This window comes from Bradyrhizobium sp. FW305-F6, from assembly GCF_058782905.1.
In genome coordinates this window covers 1878147-1895354 of record NZ_JBYSYD010000001.1, presented here as the reverse complement: position 1 = coordinate 1895354, position 17208 = coordinate 1878147, and the positions used below count along the sequence as shown (strand labels likewise).

The following is a 17208-nucleotide window of genomic DNA, read 5'->3' as shown; positions in this document are numbered from 1 at the left end:
TATCGCATTTGGCTCGTTGCGCGAGCTGAGCGCGCCCCTCGTCCTTCGAGACGACCGCTTCGCGGTCTCCTCAGGATGAGGCTAAGCAGCATCGGAGCCCGTTGAAACTGGCTCAACGTCCTCGATCCTCATCCTGAGGGCCCGCCAACGGCGGGCGTCTCGAAGGATGGCCACAGGTGAGATCGCGCCATATGCGATTGCCCTTCCCTCCAGGGGAGGGTAAGAGCAGCACGCTGCCTCACCTATCCCCGTCGCACGCTTGCACCGCCATCCACCGGCAGCGTTACGCCGGTAATGAAACTGGCTTCGTCGCTCGCCAAGAACAGCGCGGCGTTGGCGACGTCCCAGCCGGTGCCCATCTTCTTGCGAAGCGGCACCTTGCTGTCGCGGTCGGCTTCGACCTCGGCGCGGGTCTTGTGCCATTCGCGGGCGCGGGTATCGACCGCCATCGGCGTGTTCATCAGGCCGGGCAGGATGACATTGGCGCGGATGCCGTACTCGGCGTTCTGGTAGGCGAGCTGCTCGGTGAAGGCGATCATGGCCGACTTCGTCGCCTTGTAGGCGACGTAGGGATAGGTGGTGATGGCCGCCATCGAGGAGATGTTGATGATGGCGCCGCTGCGTTGCGTGCGCATGATCGGGATCACCTCTTTTGCGGCGAGAATGCAGCTCTTCAGGTTGATCGCGACGACGCGGTCGAACGCCTCTTCCGTTAGTTGCAGCAGTTCGGCATCGCCGCCGCCGAGGCTGACGCCGACATTGTTATGCAGCACGTCGATCCGGCCCCAGCGCGATTGCGCGTCCTTGACCATTGCTTCGATGTCGGCAGCCTTGGTCACGTCGGCCTTGAAGGCCGCGGCGGTGCCTTGTGCGGCGGCGATCATCGCGACCGTTTCCTGCGCCGAGTCCGGATGATGGTCGACGCACAGGACCTTGGCGCCCTCACGCGCGAAGGTGAGCGCTGTCGCGCGGCCATTGCCGATGCCTTCGCCGGGGCTCTGCCCGGCACCGACGACGATCGCAACCTTGTCCTTCAGGCGCATCTCGGTTCACTCCCCAATATTTTCGTGCAAACTAGCAATCGTCCCGGCCGTTGAGAAGGCGGCGCTTTCTGCGTACATGTCATTGACATCACACGGAAATGCATGTCGTGGCCGCCCCTTCTTGTATCGCTACTCGCGGCACTCCAGGAACCGTCCCGGTACGCCAGCGTTTGTGGCGGAGCCTTTCCCGCGCTAGGCTCAGTCTAGGGGCTTCCCAACCGCCAGTGGCTTGCCGATGAATCTGCTCGATCCGCAAGGGCCCGTGGCCGCGGGCAACAGCACCATCCTGATCGATTCCGTCTTCATCATGCTCGTGATCGTGGTGCCCACCATCATTGCGATCCTGGGCTTCGCGTTCTGGTTTCGCGCCTCGAATCCCAGAGCGCGCTACCGGCCCGACTTCGTCTATTCCGGCCGCGTCGAAATGGTGGTGTGGTCGATTCCGGCGCTCACCGTGATCCTGCTCGGCGGCGTCGCCTGGATCGGCTCGCATCAGCTCGATCCGGCCGCGCCCGTTCCCGGCACCGGCAGCCCGGTGCGGATCCAGGCCGTCTCGCTCGACTGGAAATGGCTGTTCATCTATCCCGACCAGCGTATCGCCACCGTCAATACGCTGACGGTGCCCGTCGGCGCCGAGCTGAATTTCCACCTAACGTCGTCGAGCGTGATGAACACGTTCTTCATCCCGCAGCTCGGCAGCATGATCTACACCATGAACGGCATGGTGACGCGGCTGAACCTGCGCGCCGACAATGAAGGCAAGCTGCAGGGACTGTCGGCGCACTTCTCCGGCGACGGTTTCCCAGACATGATGTTCGACGTCAACGTGGTCTCGCCGCTCGCCTTTCCGGAGTGGGTCGCGGCCACCGCGAAAACCGATGCGGTGCTGAACGCGGACAGCTACAAGAAGCTGATGCAGCAGGGCATCGAGAAGGGCCGGCCGGTCTACCGCCTCGAAGACCCGCGCCTGTTCGAGCTGATCGCAACTCAGCAGATTCCGCCAGGTCCAGGACCGGAGCTCGTGTCCGGAGCGGGCCGGCCGCACGGTGGAGGCCACCATGCTCGGTAAGCTCGACTGGTCGGCCATCCCGCTCGATCAGCCGATACCGCTCGTGGCCGGCGGGGTGGTGCTGGTCGCGATCTTCGGCGTGCTGACCTGGGTCGTGGTGAAAGGCCATCTGCCCTATCTTTGGCGCGAATGGATCACCAGCGTCGATCACAAGCGCATCGGCGTCATGTACATCTTGCTGGCCTCGGTGATGCTGCTGCGCGGCGGCAGCGACGCCATCATGATGCGGATCCAGCAGGCCGTGGCCTACCAGTCGCCCGGTTACCTGCCGCCCGAGCACTACAACCAGATCTTCTCGGCGCACGGCACCATCATGATCTTCTTCGTGGCGATGCCGTTCGTGATCGGGCTGATGAACCTCATCGTGCCGCTCCAGCTCGGGGTGCGCGATGTTGCCTTCCCGACGCTGAATTCGGTCGGCTTCTGGCTGACCGCGACCGGCGCGCTGCTGGTCAACATGTCGCTCGTGGTCGGCGAGTTCGCGCGTACCGGCTGGCTCGCCTTTCCGCCGCTGTCGGAATTGTCCTACTCGCCGGGCGTCGGCGTCGACTATTACGCCTGGTCGCTCCAGATATCAGGCATCGGGACGCTGGTCGCCGGCATCAATCTGGTCACGACGGTGCTGAAGCTGCGCACCAAGGGCATGAACTACCTGCGCATGCCGATGTTCTGCTGGACCACGCTGGCCTCGAACCTTCTCATCGTCGCTGCCTTCCCGATCCTCACCGCGACGCTCGCGATGCTGCTGCTCGACCGTTACCTCGGCTTTCACTTTTTCACCAACGAGGCCGGTGGCAACGTCATGATGTTCATGAACCTGATCTGGGCCTGGGGCCATCCGGAGGTCTACATCCTGGTGCTGCCGGCTTTTGGCATCTTCTCCGAGGTGGTCTCCACCTTCTCCGGCAAGGCGCTGTTTGGCTACCGCTCCATGGTGCTGGCCACCATGGCGATCTGCGTCGTCTCCTTCATGGTCTGGTTGCACCACTTCTTCACGATGGGCGCAGGTCCCAACGTCAACGCCATCTTCGGCATCGCCAGTATGATCATTGCGATACCGACCGGCGTGAAGATCTACAATTGGTTGTTCACGATGTATGGGGGCCGCATCCGCTTCGCGACGCCGATGCTGTGGGCGATCGGCTTCATGGTGACGTTCATCATCGGCGGACTAACAGGCGTGCTGCTCGCGGTGCCGCCGGCCGACTTCATCCTCCACAACAGCATGTTCCTGGTGGCGCACTTCCACAACGTGATCATCGGCGGCGTGCTGTTCGGCGTCTTCGCCGGCTTCGAGTACTGGTTCCCAAAGGCGTTCGGCTTCCGTCTCGACGAACGTTGGGGCAAGGCCGCGTTCTGGTTCACCTTCATCGGCTTCTTCATCACGTTCATGCCGCTCTACATCGTCGGCTTGCTCGGCATGACCAGGCGCATGCAGCACTACGACGTTGCGGCCTGGCGGCCCTGGATGATCGTTGCGGTCGTCGGCGTGGCGGTGCTGACGATCGGGGTAGTATGCCAGATCGTGCAGATTGTTGTTAGCGTCCGCAACCGCGAGGCCTTGCGCGACCGGACCGGCGATCCCTGGGACGGGCGCTCGCTGGAATGGTCGACCTCGTCGCCGCCGCCGGTGTTCAATTTCGCTTTCAATCCGGATGTGCGGGGCGAGGACGCCTATTGGGATATGAAGGCCCGCGCGAAGCAGCAGATGCTCGATGCCGACGGGCCGCAATATCGGGACATCGAGATGCCCCGGAACTCTCCGACAGGATTCGTTTGCGCGTTCTTCGCCACCATCATGGGATTCGCGCTGATCTGGCACATCTGGTGGATGGTGATCCTGGGCGGATTGGGCGCGTGGGCGACCTTCGTCGTGTTCGCCTGGCGGGACCATGACGAATACGTCATTCCGGCTGCGGAGGTCGCGGCGATAGACCGCCTCAATCTCCAGCAGCGGCGCGGCCTCGTCAGCACGGCGGGAGAAGCCTGATGGCGATGACCGCGACCGCCGGCCGTGCGCACGCCGATCCCCACCACGTCGGCTCAGTCATCGAGCATTCGGGACCGGCGCCGAAACGGATCGTGACCGCCTACGGTTTCTGGATCTTCCTGCTCTCCGACATCGTGATGTTCTCCTGCTTCTTCGCAGCCTATGCGGTGCTGTCAGGCCAGACCGCCGATGGCCCGAAGGGCTCGGAGATCTTCGAGCAGAAGACCGTTGCGATCGAGACGGTCTGCCTGCTGCTGTCGAGCTTCACCTGCGGCATGGCCAGCATCGCCGCCGACGTCCGCAACAGGCTGTGGTTCTATGTCTCTATGGCGATCACGTGTGCGCTCGGGCTGACATTCCTCGTGCTCGAGTTCCGCGAATTCGCCGATCTCATCGCGCGCGGCTATGGTCCCTCGCGCAGCGCGTTCCTCACCGCTTTCTTCTCGCTGGTCGGATGCCATGGTCTGCACGTCTCCGCCGGCATCCTGTGGCTACTCACCATGATGGCCCAAGTGTATGCAAAAGGCTTTCGCGCCGACATACTGCGCCGGATGACGTGCTTTGCGCTGTTCTGGCACGCCCTCGACATCGTCTGGGTCGCCGTGTTCTCAGTCGTTTATTTGCTCGGGAGTGCGCCATGAGTGAGCAGTCGCATGGCGTGGCCGAACACGACCTCGCCCCGGGCGAGGAAGAGCAGCACAGCGTTGGCGCTCGCGTGCTTGGCTACGTCGTCGGGCTCGTGCTTGCGTTGCTGCTCACCGCGACGTCGTTCTTCATCGCCGGCACGGATCTGGTCTGGCAGCCTTCGATTCCTGTTGCGATGATCGTGCTTGCGATCGCGCAGATGGGCGTGCACCTCGTGTTCTTCCTTCACATCACCACCGGTCCCGACAATACCAACAACGTGCTGGCGCTCGCCTTCGGCCTTATGGTCGTCATTCTCGTGATTGGAGGCAGCATCTGGATCATGGCAAATTTGAACGCCAACATGATGCCGATGGATCACATCATGCGGATGCAATGAAGGACCCGCAGAAAAAAGAAGAGCCGCTTGTGGTGACAAGCGGCCCAAGTCTAGGGAGGAAACGCCCAAGCAAGGACAATCGGGCCGGAGCCGGATTGCTGCCAAGGAAACGCTCGCGCAAGGCGCTTGCGTCAGCACTACAAATGCTGCAACTGCCGCTGAAGTTCAATTCCGGATCAATACGGTCCCGGACTGCCACTCACGGCTGCGAGAAGCACGCGCTCACTTCGGCCGGCGGCAATTATAGGCCTTGCGGAAACCGGCCGCCTGAGCGTCGTCCTCGGAGCAGAACCAGCGTTCCGGAGTGGTGATGGCGGGATAGCTTGGGCAGCCCCGCAGATGATAGATGCCGACATTGCCCGTGACGCGCGCGCGCGCCGCGAGCTTGCCCTTGATGCTGCAACTCGGCGGCATGACCAGCTCTTCCGGGAACAGCACGGCGCGGATCTCCTTGTCGCGGTCGGGCCGGCAGGCGGCGCCCAGAAGCGCGCCGTCCTTCTTGCCGCTCCGGAAATCCTGCGGCGCAACAAAGCAGCCCTTCCAGATGCCGGCCCCCGTGGCCTTGGCCTCGGTCGCCGCCGACTTGACACTGGTCTTGACCGGCTCGCGGGCGAGGGCAAAGCCGAGCTTGATCAATTGCTCGTTCAAGCTGGCCTTGTCGCCTTCGGCCGTGCAGATCGCGCGATGGCGTTTGCCAAAGCTCTTCTCCGGACCGACATCGTCACAGCGTACCACCCGTCCCTTGATCAGCTTGGTGAGCTGGTCGCGGGCCGCGATGCCGCAGGTCCAGGGATCGGCATGGTCGTCGATGCAGACCTGGTCGAGTTCGGGCGCGTCGACGCCGTCGAGCCGGTAGGTGACATCCCCGAGCTGGATCGAATTGCCGTCCCGGGCGGTCGCGGCGGCGGTCAGCGCAAAGACCGGCCCGGACGATCCCAGAAGCCCGGGCAATGCAAAAAACGAAACGAGCGCAAAAGCGCGGGCGGCGGCAAAGAAGTTTCGGAAGGACATACGGTCTCGCTATCGATGGCTCGGGCGCCCTGTTCCTAGCATCGGGATGTGGCGATACCAATGGCCTGCGCCTCGCGAATTGCGACATTCCGGCCTCGCGGCTTTACTCGGCCATCGCTCTGACTCTATCGTTCTCCGGCCACGCTGACCGCGTGCGGCCGGATCGCCCGAAAAGCGGCGAGGGCGGGAGGACAAGGTGCGATGAAAGACCCCGTGGACGTGCTGATCATCGGCGCCGGCGCATCTGGCGCCGCGGTGGCGTGGTCGCTGGCCGAAACCAAGATGCACATCCTTTGCCTGGAGCAGGGCGGCTGGATGAATCCGGCGGAATATCCCAGCACCGGCCGCGACTGGGAGGCCAAGTTTTACGGCGAATGGTCGTCGAGCCCGAACGTCCGCGGCCGGCCCGAGGACTACCCCGTCAACGACGACAACTCACCGATCAAGGTCGTCAACTACAATGCGGTCGGCGGCTCGACGGTGATGTACACCGCGCACTGGCCGCGGCTGCATCCCTCCGACTTCAAGGTGAAGACGCTGGATGGCGTCGCCGACGACTGGCCGATCGATTACGACGCGCTGACGCCGTTCTTCGAAGAGAACGACCGCATGATGGGCACGTCCGGCCTGTCGGGCGATCCGCTCTCGCCGCTGACGCATCCGCCGATGCCGCAACAGCCGATGGGCCTGTCCGGCGCCGTCATTGCCAAGGCCATGAACGAGCTTGGTTGGCACTGGTGGCCCTCGGACACCACGGTCGCGACGATGGACTATGAGGGACGGGCGCGCTGCATCAATCTCGGCCATTGCACGCCGGCCTGCGCGCAGGGCGCAAAGTCGTCCACCGACATCACCTATTGGCCCCAAGCCATCCGTGCCGGCGTCGAGCTGCGCACCCATTGCCGGGTGCGCGAGATCACCACCGACGAGAACGGCATGGCGTCCGGCGTGGTCTACTACGATAAGGACGGCGTCGAGCAGTTTCAGCCGGCGCATGTCGTCATCATCGCCTGCAACGGCGTCGGCACGCCACGGCTGCTGCTGAACTCTGCATCGGGACGCTTTCCTAACGGGCTTGCAAATTCGTCCGGTCTCGTCGGCAAGAACCTGATGTTCCATCCCTATGCGCAGATCTACGGATTCGTGAAGGAGCCGACCGACAGCAATCGGGCGCCGCCGACCTGTCTGTGGAGCAAGGAGTTTTACGACACCGACCTGTCGCGCGGCTTCGTGCGCGGCTACGCCATCCAGTTCGGCCGCGGCGCAGGGCCGGTGTTCGAGGCGGTCGCCAGCGAGCAAAAAGGCATACTGCCCTGGGGCGCGGACCACCATCGCGTCTTCCGCAAGCTCAACGGTCATCGGCTCGCAGTGTCGGCAATCTGCGAGGACCTGCCAGAGGAGCACAACCGCATCACGCTCGATCCGGTGCTGAAGGACAGTCATGGCATCCCGGCGCCCAGGATCGACTATACGATCAGCGAGAACAGCCGAAAAATGATGGAGCACGGGCTGGCGCGCGGCCGGGAGATTCTCGAGACTGCCGGCGCGACCGACATCTGCATCAACAATCCGATCCCCTGGGGCGGCTGGCACCTGCTCGGCACCGCGCGCATGGGCACCGACCCCGAGCGCTCCGTCGTCAACGAATGGGGCCGCACGCACGACGTGAAGAACCTCTTCATCGTCGACGGCAGCATCTTCGTCACCTCGGGCGGGGTGAACCCGACCTCCACCATCCAGGCCCTCGCGCTGTACATCGCCGACCAGATGAAGCAGCGTTTGGCCAATTTGTTTGACTAGAGATGATGATTCCACTCAGCTTGCTGCGGACTCGCTGCACCTCTCCCGCTTGCGGGAGAGGTCGCCGCGCTCGAAGAGCGGGGCGGGCGAGGGTTTCTCTCCTCTGGGGGAATCCCGCCGCGGAGACACCCTCTCCCCAACCCTCCCCCGCAAGCGGGGGAGGGAGCGCACAAGCAACTCGGCCGCAACGTTTTGATGCGAGGACGCCATGACTGATCAGCTCACGCCGCGGCAGCGCGATGACCTCCGCACCATCGCCGCCATGATCATTCCTGCCAGCGACGAGTATAAGGTCCCCGGCGCCGACGATCCCGCGATCCAGGCCGACATCCTCGCAACGCTCGGCCGTGACACCAGATTGGTGGCGGCCGCACTGGATCATCTGGCACGGCTCGCCGGCATGCCGCTGGCCGATCTCGAGCCCGGCGCGCGCGACGGCGTCGCCCAGCAGTTCCGGTTGTCCGGCGGCGTCGCCGCCGCAACGCTCGTCCGCGTTGTCCTGCAATGCTACTACCGCGATGACCGCGTGCTCGGTTCGCTGGGAATCGAACTGCGCGCGCCATTCCCCAAGGGCCATGTGCTTCCGGACGGGGACTGGTCGCTGCTCGACCCGGTCAAGGCGCGAGGCGGCGCGCTGAGGCGGGCGCCCTAGCCATCCGGGCAGTCCAGCCCCGCGCTCCGGGCGAGCATCTTGCGCGGCAGGAGGCAGGCCACCATCTGTGTGAGCCTTCGAGGATTCTTGCCATGTTGGATTTCACCTCAGATATCGCCGATGACGCACCGTCATCGCGAACGGCGGCTGCTGACCCGGTCGATGACCGGGCGCTGCTGGACGCTTATTCCAATGCCGTGATCGACGTGACCGATCGCGTCGGCCCCGCGGTCGTGCGGGTCGAGACCGGGCCGAAAGTGCCTGATCGACGCGAACGCGGCGGGCTCGGCTCGGGCATCGTGATCTCTCCGGACGGGCTCGTGCTCACCAACAGCCATGTGGTCGGCACGTCCAGGGAGATCCGGCTGCGCGACGTCGAGGGCCATGTCGGCGACGCCCAGGTGCTCGGCGTCGATCCCGATACGGACCTTGCGCTGCTGCGCGCGAACGGCGCTCGCCACTTGCCCTTTGCCGCGCTCGGCAATTCCAAGACGTTGCGTCGCGGCCAGCTCGTGATCGCGATCGGCAATCCGCTCGGCTTCGAATCGACCGTGACCGCCGGCGTGGTCTCGGCGCTCGGACGCTCGATCCGCTCGGTCAGCGGGCGCACCATCGAGGACGTGATCCAGACCGATGCTGCGCTCAATCCCGGCAATTCCGGCGGGCCGCTGGTGTCATCGCATGCCGAGGTAATCGGCATCAACACGGCCATCATCAATGGCGCGCAAGGCATCTGCTTCGCGGTCGCCAGCAACACCGCGCAATTCGTGCTGTCGGAGATCATCCGCCACGGCTATGTCCGCCGCGCCTATATCGGTGTGGCCGGGCAGACCGCGCCGGTCCCGCGGCGGCATGCGGTGCTGGCCGGTGTCGAGAACAAGATGGGCGCGCTCTTGATGCAGATCGAGCCGGACGGACCGGCGGCGAAGGCGGGCCTACTGCCCGGCGACGTCGTGATCGGGCTCGACGGCGTCGAGATCAACGGCGTCGATGATCTGATCCGCGTGCTCGACCGCGACCGCATCGGCCGGCGCTTGGCCATGGACGTGCTGCGGCTCGGCCGCCTGCGCGCGATCGACATCGACCCGATCGAGCGCAAGCCGGCGCGCTGAACCGGGCAGGCGAAGATTTCCGTCTAACCGCCTCTACTACTGGATGGCCGCGAAGGCGGGCATCCAGTACGCCGCGCTTATCGATTCAACCACAATCGTCTCGGCGTACCGGATCACCCGGTCGATCCGGGCGACGACGCTGAATGCGTGGCGAGCGTGTCCTCACAATGACGGTGGTGATAGCAGTTCGTCCTTCGCTACTCCGCAGCGGCGGCAAAACGGCTGTTCTCCAGCTCCGCTTCCAGCCGCGCCGTCTCGGCCGCCGCCAGCTTGATGTTGGCTTCCTTGACATGGCCGAAGCCGCGGATGGTCTCGGGCACGCGCGCGAGGCGTGTCAGCAGCGGGATTTGCTCCGCCTTCAAGCTCGTGGTCCGCTGGTCGATCATCGATAGATAGTCCGCGACCAGCTTCCGCTCGGTCCGGCGCTCCCCGGTGCGGCCGAACGGATCGAATGCGGTGCCGCGCAGGAACTTGAGCTTGGCCAGCACGCGGAAGGCGTGGATCATCCAGCCGCCGAACTCCTGCTTCTGGAGCCGGCCGGTCGCCTTGTCACGCCTTGCGAAGATCGGCGGTGCCAGATGGTACTTCAGCGTGAAATCGCCGTCGAACTTCTCCGACACTTTCCTGGCGAAGCTGCCGTCGGTATAGAGCCGCGCGACCTCGTATTCGTCCTTGTAGGACATCAGCTTGAACAAATTCTTCGCGACCGCCTCGGTCAGCTCCGTGGAGGCGGGCGAAACCGCGTTCTCTGCCTTGCGCACCTTGGCAACAGCTGCGAGGTAGCGGTCAGCGTAGGCCCTGTCTTGATAGGAGGTCAGGAACTCGGCGCGCGTCGCGATGATGTCGTCGAGCGATTTCGCCGGCGCCGACGCACGGGCCTTGAACTGCAACACGCTGCGCACCCGCGACATGTCGTGGGCGGCAAGGCGTCCCCAGGTGAAGGCGAGCTTGTTCATCTCGATCGCGGCGCCGTTGATCTCGATGGCACGAAGCAGAGCCTCCAGCGATAGCGGGATCGCGCCCTTCTGGAACGCGAAGCCGAGCATGAAGGGATTGGTTGCGATGCTGTCGCCCATCAGTGCCGAAGCAATGCCCGTGGCGTCGATGATGTCGAGGTTGTTGTCGCCGATGGCGTCGCGCAGCACGGTCTGCATCGTGCCCATCTCGAAATCGAGATCGGGGTTCTGCACGAAACTCGCGGTCGGCTGCAGATCGGCGTTGATATAGGCCTTGGTCACGCCGCGCTCGGCGCGGCTCAGCGCAGACGGGCCGGCCGAGACGATCATGTCGCAGCCGAGGATGACGTCGGCGCCGCCCGTGGTGATGCGAACCGCCGAGATGTCCTCAGGCTTCGGCGCGATACGGACATGGCTCATCACCGCGCCGTTCTTCTGCGACAGGCCGGTGAAGTCCAGCGCCGAGCAGCCGCGGCCGTCGACATGGGCGGCCATGCCGAGCAGCGCGCCGATGGTGATCACGCCGGTGCCGCCGATGCCGGTGACGAGGATGTTGTAGGGGCCGTCGAGCTCACGCACGGGCGGCAGCGGCAGATCGGCGAACAATTGGCCGGAATCCACCGCCGAGGTCTTCATGCGCTTGAGGCTGCCGCCATGCACGGTGACAAAACTCGGGCAAAAGCCCTCGACGCAGGAAAAATCCTTGTTGCAGTTCGACTGATCGATCTGTCGCTTGCGGCCGAACTCGGTCTCCAGCGGCTGCACCGAGACGCAGTTCGAGGCCTGCGAGCAGTCGCCGCAGCCTTCGCAGACCAGCTCGTTGATGAAGGCGCGCTTGGCGGGATCGGGATAGAGCCCGCGCTTGCGGCGGCGGCGCTTTTCAGCGGCGCAGGTCTGGTCGTAGACGATGACGGTGAGGCCCTTGATATCACGCAACTCGCGCTGCACGGCGTCGAGCTCGCGGCGGTGATGGATCGTGGCGCCCTGCGGGAAGTAATTGCCTTGCGGGTATTTGCTCGGATCGTCGGAAACGATCGCGAGCCGCTTGACGCCTTCGGCCCAGACCTGATGCGCGATCTGCGCGACGTTGAAGGCACCTTCGGCCGGCTGGCCGCCAGTCATCGCGACGGCGTCGTTGTAGAGGATCTTGTAGGTGATGTTGATGCCGGCGGCGGACGCAGCGCGAAGGGCGAGCAGCCCGGAATGGGTGTAGGTGCCGTCGCCGAGATTCTGGAAGATATGATTCTCGGTGGTGAAGGGCGACTGGCCGATCCAGTTCACGCCCTCGGCGCCCATATGCGAGATCAAGTCTGTGCGGCGGGTCGGCATGCTCAGGGCCATGCCGTGGCAGCCGATGCCGGCCATGGCGCGGCTGCCCTCCGGTACGCGCGTAGAGGTGTTGTGCGGGCAGCCCGAGCAGAAGAACGGCGTGCGTGCGAGCTTGATCGGCGCGTTGGTGGTGACGGGATTGTCGAACGCTTCGAGCCGCGCGAGTCGCTGTTCCAGCACCGGGCTGTGATGGCCGAGCTTGCGCAAGCGCGCCACCAGCGCGCCGGCGACAATGGTCGGCGTCAGCTCTCCCTCGCTCGGCAGCAACGGTGCGCCGCGCTCGTCGCGTTTGCCCGAGACGGTCGGACGCCGCGACGCATCGACGTTGTAGAGGATGCGCATCAGTTGGTCTTCGATGAAGCCCCGCTTCTCCTCGACCACCAGCACGTCCTGAAGGCCCTCGGCGAAGCGCTTGGCGCCGCTTTCCTCCAGCGGCCAGGTCATCGCGACCTTGTAGATGCGAAGGCCGAGATCCTGGGCGTCCTTGTCGGTGATGCCGAGGTCGGCGAGCGCCTGGCGCAGGTCGAGATAGGCCTTGCCGGTCGCGGCGATGCCGAGCCGCGCCGGCTTGGAATCGAGCACGACGCGATCGAGCTGGTTGGCGCGGGCGAAGGCCTGCACCGCCGCCATCTTCGGGCCGAACAGGCGCTTCTCGGCTTCAAGCGGCGGATCGGGCCAGCGGATGTTGAGGCCGCCAGGCGGCATCTCGAAATCGTCGGGCAGCTTGATCTGGATACGTTCAGGATCGCTATAGATCGACGCGGAGCTCTCCACGGTCTCGCTGATCGCCTTGAAGCCGACCCAGCAGCCCGAAAAGCGCGACAGCGCAAAACCGTAGAGACCAAGGTCGAGATAATCCTGCAGCGTCGCCGGATTGATCACGGGGATGAGTGCCGCCGCGAACACCTGCTCGCTCTGATGCGCCAGCGTCGAGGACTGGCAGCCGTGGTCGTCGCCGGCAAGCGCAAGCACGCCGCCGTTCAGCGAGGTGCCGGCTGCATTGGCATGCTTGAGCGCGTCCACCGAGCGATCGACGCCCGGGCCCTTGCCGTACCAGATGCCGAACACGCCATCGACCTTGGCGCCAGGAAACAGGCCGACCTGCTGGCTGCCCCAGACCGCGGTCGCGGCCAGGTCCTCGTTCAGTCCGGGGACGAAGGCGATGTCGTGCTGCTGGAGATGAGCCTTCGCCCGCCACAACGCATGGTCGTACATGCCGAGCGGTGAGCCGCGATAACCCGAGATGAAGCCGCCGGTGTTGAGGCCCTGAACCCGGTCGCGTTCGCGCTGCAACATGGGCAGGCGAACCAGGGCCTGGGTGCCGGACAGGAAGATCCGCTTCGCTTCGAGCCGGTATTTGTCGTCCAGCTCGACCTGCAACAACGTCATTTCAGGAGTCCTCGTCTCGTGGTCCGGCGCGGGTGTGCGCTGCGGGAGGGATCGCGGCGGCGTGAAGCGAATTGTGACACTCAAAAGGATGGGCTGGCGAAGTCAATACGGCTAGCCGCATCCGTGGCGGTCCTGTTAGTCATGGCTTGCCCCCGCGGAGATCATCATGGCTGTAAATGCTTTCGATACTGAAATCACGGAGACGCCCGAGGCGCTGATCGGGCCGTGGCGTCAGCCGCGCCAGATGCTGCAAGCGCAAACCTATGATGCGCACGCCTCTATCCACGACGACGCGACCGCGCAGAAGCTCGGCTTCAAGGGCGGCACGATCGAGGGCCCGACCCATTTCAGCCAGTTCGCGCCGCTCGGCGAACGGCAGTGGGGACAGGCCTGGTTCGAGACCGGCTGCCTTTCCGCGCATTACCGCAGTGTCTGTTACGAAGGCGAGGAGGTGCAGGCGATCCTGTCGAAGCCCTTGCCTCGCACGAGCCTGTGCCAAATTCAGATGGTGAAGCGCGACGGCACCGAGGTGCTGCGCGGCACGGCCTCGGTGGGCGATGCGCCGGTTGCGACGGCGCTCGAGACACGCCTCGGCGAGCTGAAGCCGCTCACCGATCCCGTGATCCTGCGCGACGTGAAAGTGGCGCAGACGAGCAAGCGGCAGTCGGTCCACATGGCATTCGACCAAAACATGGGCGACCTCTATCCGTTTTCCCTTCGGGAGAAACTCGCCGTCATCACCGAGAACTCGCCGTACTACGCGGGCACGAATAATCCGTGGGGCAGGCCGATCATCCCGATGGAAATGCTGAGCGTGCTGTTCCAGTATCGCTCCAAGGACGATGCGCTTCCGTCCAAGGGCCCGGCCGTCGGCCTGTTCGCCGACCAGGAGATCCGTCTGGTGAAAGGGCCGCTCTTCGAGGGTGAGGAGTATGAGGTCGAGCGCGAGGTGGTCGCGCTCTCCGGCAGCCGCCGCACCGAAAGCGCCTGGGTGAAGACGCGCGTTTTCGACAAGGCGGGCTCGGTTGTTGCGACCATGCTGCTGAACATGGCGACGCTGAAGGACTCCTATGCGCCGTATGAGGAGGAGTATCGGCAACTGTATGGGGCAGGGAAGTAGGCGCGCCCTCTGTCGTCATTCCGGGGCGCGCGTAGCGCGAGCCAGGAATCCATTTCACCTCTCGTATTGCGGCCCGATGGATTCCGGGCTCGCGACTTCGTCGCGCCCCGGAATGACGAGTCGAGAGAGCGTTGCTCCGCCCATCATTTAAGCAAATGCACGACGTAGAGACGTCGCACAGGGAATGAGCAGACGCCGGTATCCGGCATAACCGTCTGAGTACGCTTGAACTTCCATCGCCGCGCGCCGCCTTCCGCAATTGTACACAATGGCACGGCGTTTGCAGAACTCCCGACCAGGAGAGTTCTCGCGGGGCCTGCGTCATGTTGAACTCGGTCAAGCCGAAGAAGGGCGCCATCAGCGCCGAGCCCGAGCCGATCACGCTCGATTGGTCCGCCACCGCGCTTCTCATCATCGACATGCAGCGCGACTTCATGGAGCCCGGCGGATTCGGCGAGACGCTCGGTAACGACGTCAATCAGCTTGCGCGCGCGGTGAAGCCGATCGGCGCGGTGCTGACGTCTGCGCGCGACACCGGCATGCTGGTGATCCACACGCGCGAGGGGCACCTGCCCGATCTCTCCGACGCGCCGCCGGCAAAGGTCGAGCGCGGCAAGCCGAGCCTTCGTATCGGTGATCCCGGTCCGATGGGCCGCATCCTCATCCGCGGCGAGGCCGGGCACGACATCATTCCCGAGCTCTATCCGCTCGACAGCGAGGTTGTGATCGACAAGCCGGGCAAGGGCGCCTTCTATGCCACCGAGCTCGGCGATGTCCTGGAGAAATACGGCATCGAGAACCTGCTGGTCTGCGGCGTCACCACGGAAGTGTGCGTCAACACCACCGTGCGCGAGGCCAATGACCGGGGCTATCGCTGTGTCGTCATCTCCGACGGCTGCGCATCCTACTTCCCCGAATTTCACGAGATGGGCCTGAAGATGATCAAGGCCCAGGGCGGCATCTTCGGCTGGGTCGCCAGCTCAGCCGCAGTCTTGGAGGCGATGAAGAGTTCGGCCACAGCAGGGGGAACATCATGAGCGCATTGGCGGGGACAGCCGGCAAGCCTGAGATCGACAAGTCTGGGTTCAAGCCGGCGCTATGGACATCGGGCGACTGGAACGCGTTCTTCGGCTTCGGCACCAACATCCTCGTCAACATGCTTGTGCTCACGGGGCTGTTGCGCTTCGTGCTGAAGATGCCTGACAGCCTCGTGTTCGGCCGCATCCTGCCCGCGCTCGGGCTGATGATGTGCCTGTCCACCTTCTATTACGCCTACCTTGCTTATCGCCTCGCACGGAAGACCGGCCGCAACGACGTCTGCGCGCTGCCCTCTGGCGTCAGCGTGCCGCACATGTTCATCGTCACCTTCGTGATCATGCTGCCGATCACGCTCAAGACCGGCGATCCGCTCAAGGGCTGGTCGGCGGGCCTGGTCTGGGTGTTCTTCCAGAGCTTCATTCTCATGATCGGCGGCTTCATCGCGCCGTTCATCCGCAAGATCACGCCGCGCGCAGCGCTGCTCGGCACGCTCGCCGGCGTCTCCGTCACCTTCATCTCGATGCGGCCGGCACTCGAGATGTACATGACGCCGCAGATCGGCCTCGTCTGCTTCGCCATCATCCTGGTGAGCTGGTTCGGCGGCGTGAAGTACTGGCGCGGCATGCCCGCGGGCCTCGTCGCCATTGCGGTCGGCATGATCATCGCCTGGGGCTCGAACCTGTTCGGCCTTGGCCTCGGCGGGTTGAGCATCGCGGGTGTCGGCGCGGCGTTTGCCAATTTCGGCTTCTCGGTGCCGATCCCGGCCTTTGGCTATGTCTTCTCCGGCTTCGAATTCCTCGGCATCATCCTGGTCACGGCCATTCCGTTCGGCATCTACGACCTCGTCGAGGCCATGGACAATGTTGAGAGCGCGGAGGCGGCCGGCGACGACTATCCCACCACGCGCGTGCTCACCGCCGACGGCGTCGTCAGCCTGATCGGCTGCCTGATGGGCAACCCCTTCATCAACGCGGTCTATATCGGCCATCCCGGCTGGAAGGCGATGGGAGGCCGGATCGGCTACTCCGCGGCGACCGGCATCATGGTGGTCGTGCTGTCCTGGTTCGGCATCATCTCAGTGCTGCTGGCGCTGGTGCCTGTCGTCGCGATCTCGCCGATCCTGCTCTACATCGGCATGCTGATCGGTGCGCAGGCCTTCCAGACCACGCCGGTCAAGCACGCGCCCGCGATCGTGCTGGCGCTGACCCCGCATCTGGCCGCCTGGGCCAAGCTCCAGATCGACACCATGCTCGGCTCGACCATGAATGCGGCGGCAAGCGTCGGCGGCTTGGCGGCCGACAAGGCCGATGCGGTCAAGGCAGCCGCGATTGCCGCCCTGCCGCAGCAGGGCGTGTTTTATCACGGCCTCGAGGTGATGGGCGGCGGCTCCATCCTCGGCGGCCTGATCCTTGGGGCGATCGGCGTCTTCATCATCGAACGCGATTTCGAGAAGGCGTCCGCCTTTGCGCTGGTCGGGGCGATCCTGACCTATTTCGGTTTCATGCATGGCGAGGCGGTGGGCATCGGCGGCGGCTTTGGCGTGACGCCGGCGGTCGCGCTGGCCTATGCCGTGATGGCCGCAGGCCTGTTCGCCGCCGGCAAGCTCGGTACGAGCGAGCACTATGCTGCGCATCCGGAAATGTCGGCCGCGCCGGCGGAGTAGTCCTGCACGAGG

At 64.6% G+C, this 17208-nt stretch carries 13 protein-coding genes; 10 read left to right on the top strand and 3 right to left on the bottom strand.

The window, feature by feature from the left end; all coding sequences use genetic code 11:
- Positions 1 to 242: 242 nt before the first annotated feature.
- On the bottom strand, positions 243 to 1043 hold the full coding sequence (locus AC3WLX_RS09150) for an SDR family NAD(P)-dependent oxidoreductase (RefSeq protein ID WP_492335579.1): 801 nt from the start codon (positions 1041 to 1043) through the stop codon (positions 243 to 245).
- A gap of 235 nt (positions 1044 to 1278) precedes the next feature.
- On the opposite strand from AC3WLX_RS09150, the gene AC3WLX_RS09145 reads away from it, so the two are divergent.
- Genes AC3WLX_RS09145 through cyoD form a run of 4 tightly spaced genes read left to right on the top strand, consistent with a single transcriptional unit; the run spans position 1279 to position 5126 of the window.
- Positions 1279 to 2112, top strand: a complete 834-nt coding sequence (locus AC3WLX_RS09145; RefSeq protein WP_492335578.1) for a cytochrome ubiquinol oxidase subunit II family protein — start codon at positions 1279 to 1281, stop codon at positions 2110 to 2112.
- Positions 2102 to 4102, top strand: coding sequence for a cytochrome o ubiquinol oxidase subunit I (cyoB, locus tag AC3WLX_RS09140; protein ID WP_492335577.1), 2001 nt, complete (start codon positions 2102 to 2104; stop codon positions 4100 to 4102). Before AC3WLX_RS09145 ends, cyoB begins: the two co-directional genes overlap by 11 nt.
- Complete coding sequence (locus AC3WLX_RS09135; protein ID WP_291629382.1) at positions 4102 to 4743, top strand: cytochrome (ubi)quinol oxidase subunit III; 642 nt, start codon at positions 4102 to 4104, stop codon at positions 4741 to 4743. Before cyoB ends, AC3WLX_RS09135 begins: the two co-directional genes overlap by 1 nt.
- Positions 4740 to 5126 carry a cytochrome o ubiquinol oxidase subunit IV gene (gene cyoD / locus AC3WLX_RS09130; protein ID WP_492335576.1) on the top strand — a complete coding sequence of 129 codons (387 nt, stop codon included), beginning with the start codon at positions 4740 to 4742 and terminating at the stop codon, positions 5124 to 5126. Before AC3WLX_RS09135 ends, cyoD begins: the two co-directional genes overlap by 4 nt.
- A gap of 222 nt (positions 5127 to 5348) precedes the next feature.
- On the opposite strand, the gene AC3WLX_RS09125 is transcribed toward cyoD, so the two are convergent.
- The gene (locus AC3WLX_RS09125; protein ID WP_492335575.1) at positions 5349 to 6137 is read right to left on the bottom strand and encodes a thermonuclease family protein; all 789 of its coding nucleotides are present in this window, start codon (positions 6135 to 6137) and stop codon (positions 5349 to 5351) included.
- 201 nt (positions 6138 to 6338) lie between these two features.
- Here AC3WLX_RS09125 and AC3WLX_RS09120 point away from each other — a divergent pair, with 201 nt between their 5' ends.
- The 3 genes from AC3WLX_RS09120 (at position 6339) to AC3WLX_RS09110 (ending at position 9701) form a co-directional block, all read left to right on the top strand.
- A complete protein-coding gene (locus tag AC3WLX_RS09120; protein ID WP_492335574.1) occupies positions 6339 to 7937 on the top strand; it encodes a GMC family oxidoreductase in 1599 nt (532 codons plus the stop codon).
- Positions 7938 to 8145: 208 nt separating this feature from the next.
- The gene (locus AC3WLX_RS09115) at positions 8146 to 8589 is read left to right on the top strand and encodes a hypothetical protein (protein ID WP_492335573.1); all 444 of its coding nucleotides are present in this window, start codon (positions 8146 to 8148) and stop codon (positions 8587 to 8589) included.
- Between the two features lie 92 nt (positions 8590 to 8681).
- On the top strand, positions 8682 to 9701 hold the full coding sequence (locus AC3WLX_RS09110) for a S1C family serine protease (protein WP_492335572.1): 1020 nt from the start codon (positions 8682 to 8684) through the stop codon (positions 9699 to 9701).
- Positions 9702 to 9898: 197 nt separating this feature from the next.
- Here AC3WLX_RS09110 and AC3WLX_RS09105 read toward each other — a convergent pair whose 3' ends face one another.
- Positions 9899 to 13375, bottom strand: coding sequence for an indolepyruvate ferredoxin oxidoreductase family protein (locus AC3WLX_RS09105; RefSeq protein ID WP_492335571.1), 3477 nt, complete (start codon positions 13373 to 13375; stop codon positions 9899 to 9901).
- Positions 13376 to 13541: 166 nt separating this feature from the next.
- On the opposite strand from AC3WLX_RS09105, the gene AC3WLX_RS09100 reads away from it, so the two are divergent.
- The 3 genes from AC3WLX_RS09100 (at position 13542) to AC3WLX_RS09090 (ending at position 17196) form a co-directional block, all read left to right on the top strand.
- Positions 13542 to 14495: a hypothetical protein gene (locus tag AC3WLX_RS09100; RefSeq protein ID WP_492335570.1), complete on the top strand. Its 954-nt coding sequence runs from the start codon at positions 13542 to 13544 to the stop codon at positions 14493 to 14495.
- Positions 14496 to 14818: 323 nt separating this feature from the next.
- Positions 14819 to 15532 (top strand): cysteine hydrolase family protein, encoded by a 714-nt coding sequence (locus AC3WLX_RS09095; RefSeq protein ID WP_492335569.1) that lies wholly within the window; start codon positions 14819 to 14821, stop codon positions 15530 to 15532.
- A complete protein-coding gene (locus AC3WLX_RS09090) occupies positions 15529 to 17196 on the top strand; it encodes a regulator (protein WP_492335568.1) in 1668 nt (555 codons plus the stop codon). The genes AC3WLX_RS09095 and AC3WLX_RS09090 overlap by 4 nt, the downstream gene beginning before the upstream one ends.
- Positions 17197 to 17208: the final 12 nt, after the last annotated feature.

Bases quoted from the DNA above. Each gene is read 5' to 3' on its own strand.
- AC3WLX_RS09090 (WP_492335568.1), top strand. From the start codon at position 15,529: ATGAGCGCATTGGCGGGGACAGCCGGCAAGCCTGAGATCGACAAGTCT.
- AC3WLX_RS09145 (WP_492335578.1), top strand. From the start codon at position 1,279: ATGAATCTGCTCGATCCGCAAGGGCCCGTGGCCGCGGGCAACAGCACC.
- AC3WLX_RS09110 (WP_492335572.1), top strand. From the start codon at position 8,682: ATGTTGGATTTCACCTCAGATATCGCCGATGACGCACCGTCATCGCGA.
- AC3WLX_RS09100 (WP_492335570.1), top strand. From the start codon at position 13,542: ATGGCTGTAAATGCTTTCGATACTGAAATCACGGAGACGCCCGAGGCG.
- AC3WLX_RS09120 (WP_492335574.1), top strand. From the start codon at position 6,339: ATGAAAGACCCCGTGGACGTGCTGATCATCGGCGCCGGCGCATCTGGC.
- AC3WLX_RS09135 (WP_291629382.1), top strand. From the start codon at position 4,102: ATGGCGATGACCGCGACCGCCGGCCGTGCGCACGCCGATCCCCACCAC.
- cyoB (WP_492335577.1), top strand. From the start codon at position 2,102: ATGCTCGGTAAGCTCGACTGGTCGGCCATCCCGCTCGATCAGCCGATA.
- AC3WLX_RS09125 (WP_492335575.1), bottom strand. From the start codon at position 6,137: ATGTCCTTCCGAAACTTCTTTGCCGCCGCCCGCGCTTTTGCGCTCGTT.
- AC3WLX_RS09105 (WP_492335571.1), bottom strand. From the start codon at position 13,375: ATGACGTTGTTGCAGGTCGAGCTGGACGACAAATACCGGCTCGAAGCG.
- cyoD (WP_492335576.1), top strand. From the start codon at position 4,740: ATGAGTGAGCAGTCGCATGGCGTGGCCGAACACGACCTCGCCCCGGGC.
- AC3WLX_RS09150 (WP_492335579.1), bottom strand. From the start codon at position 1,043: ATGCGCCTGAAGGACAAGGTTGCGATCGTCGTCGGTGCCGGGCAGAGC.
- AC3WLX_RS09115 (WP_492335573.1), top strand. From the start codon at position 8,146: ATGACTGATCAGCTCACGCCGCGGCAGCGCGATGACCTCCGCACCATC.
- AC3WLX_RS09095 (WP_492335569.1), top strand. From the start codon at position 14,819: ATGTTGAACTCGGTCAAGCCGAAGAAGGGCGCCATCAGCGCCGAGCCC.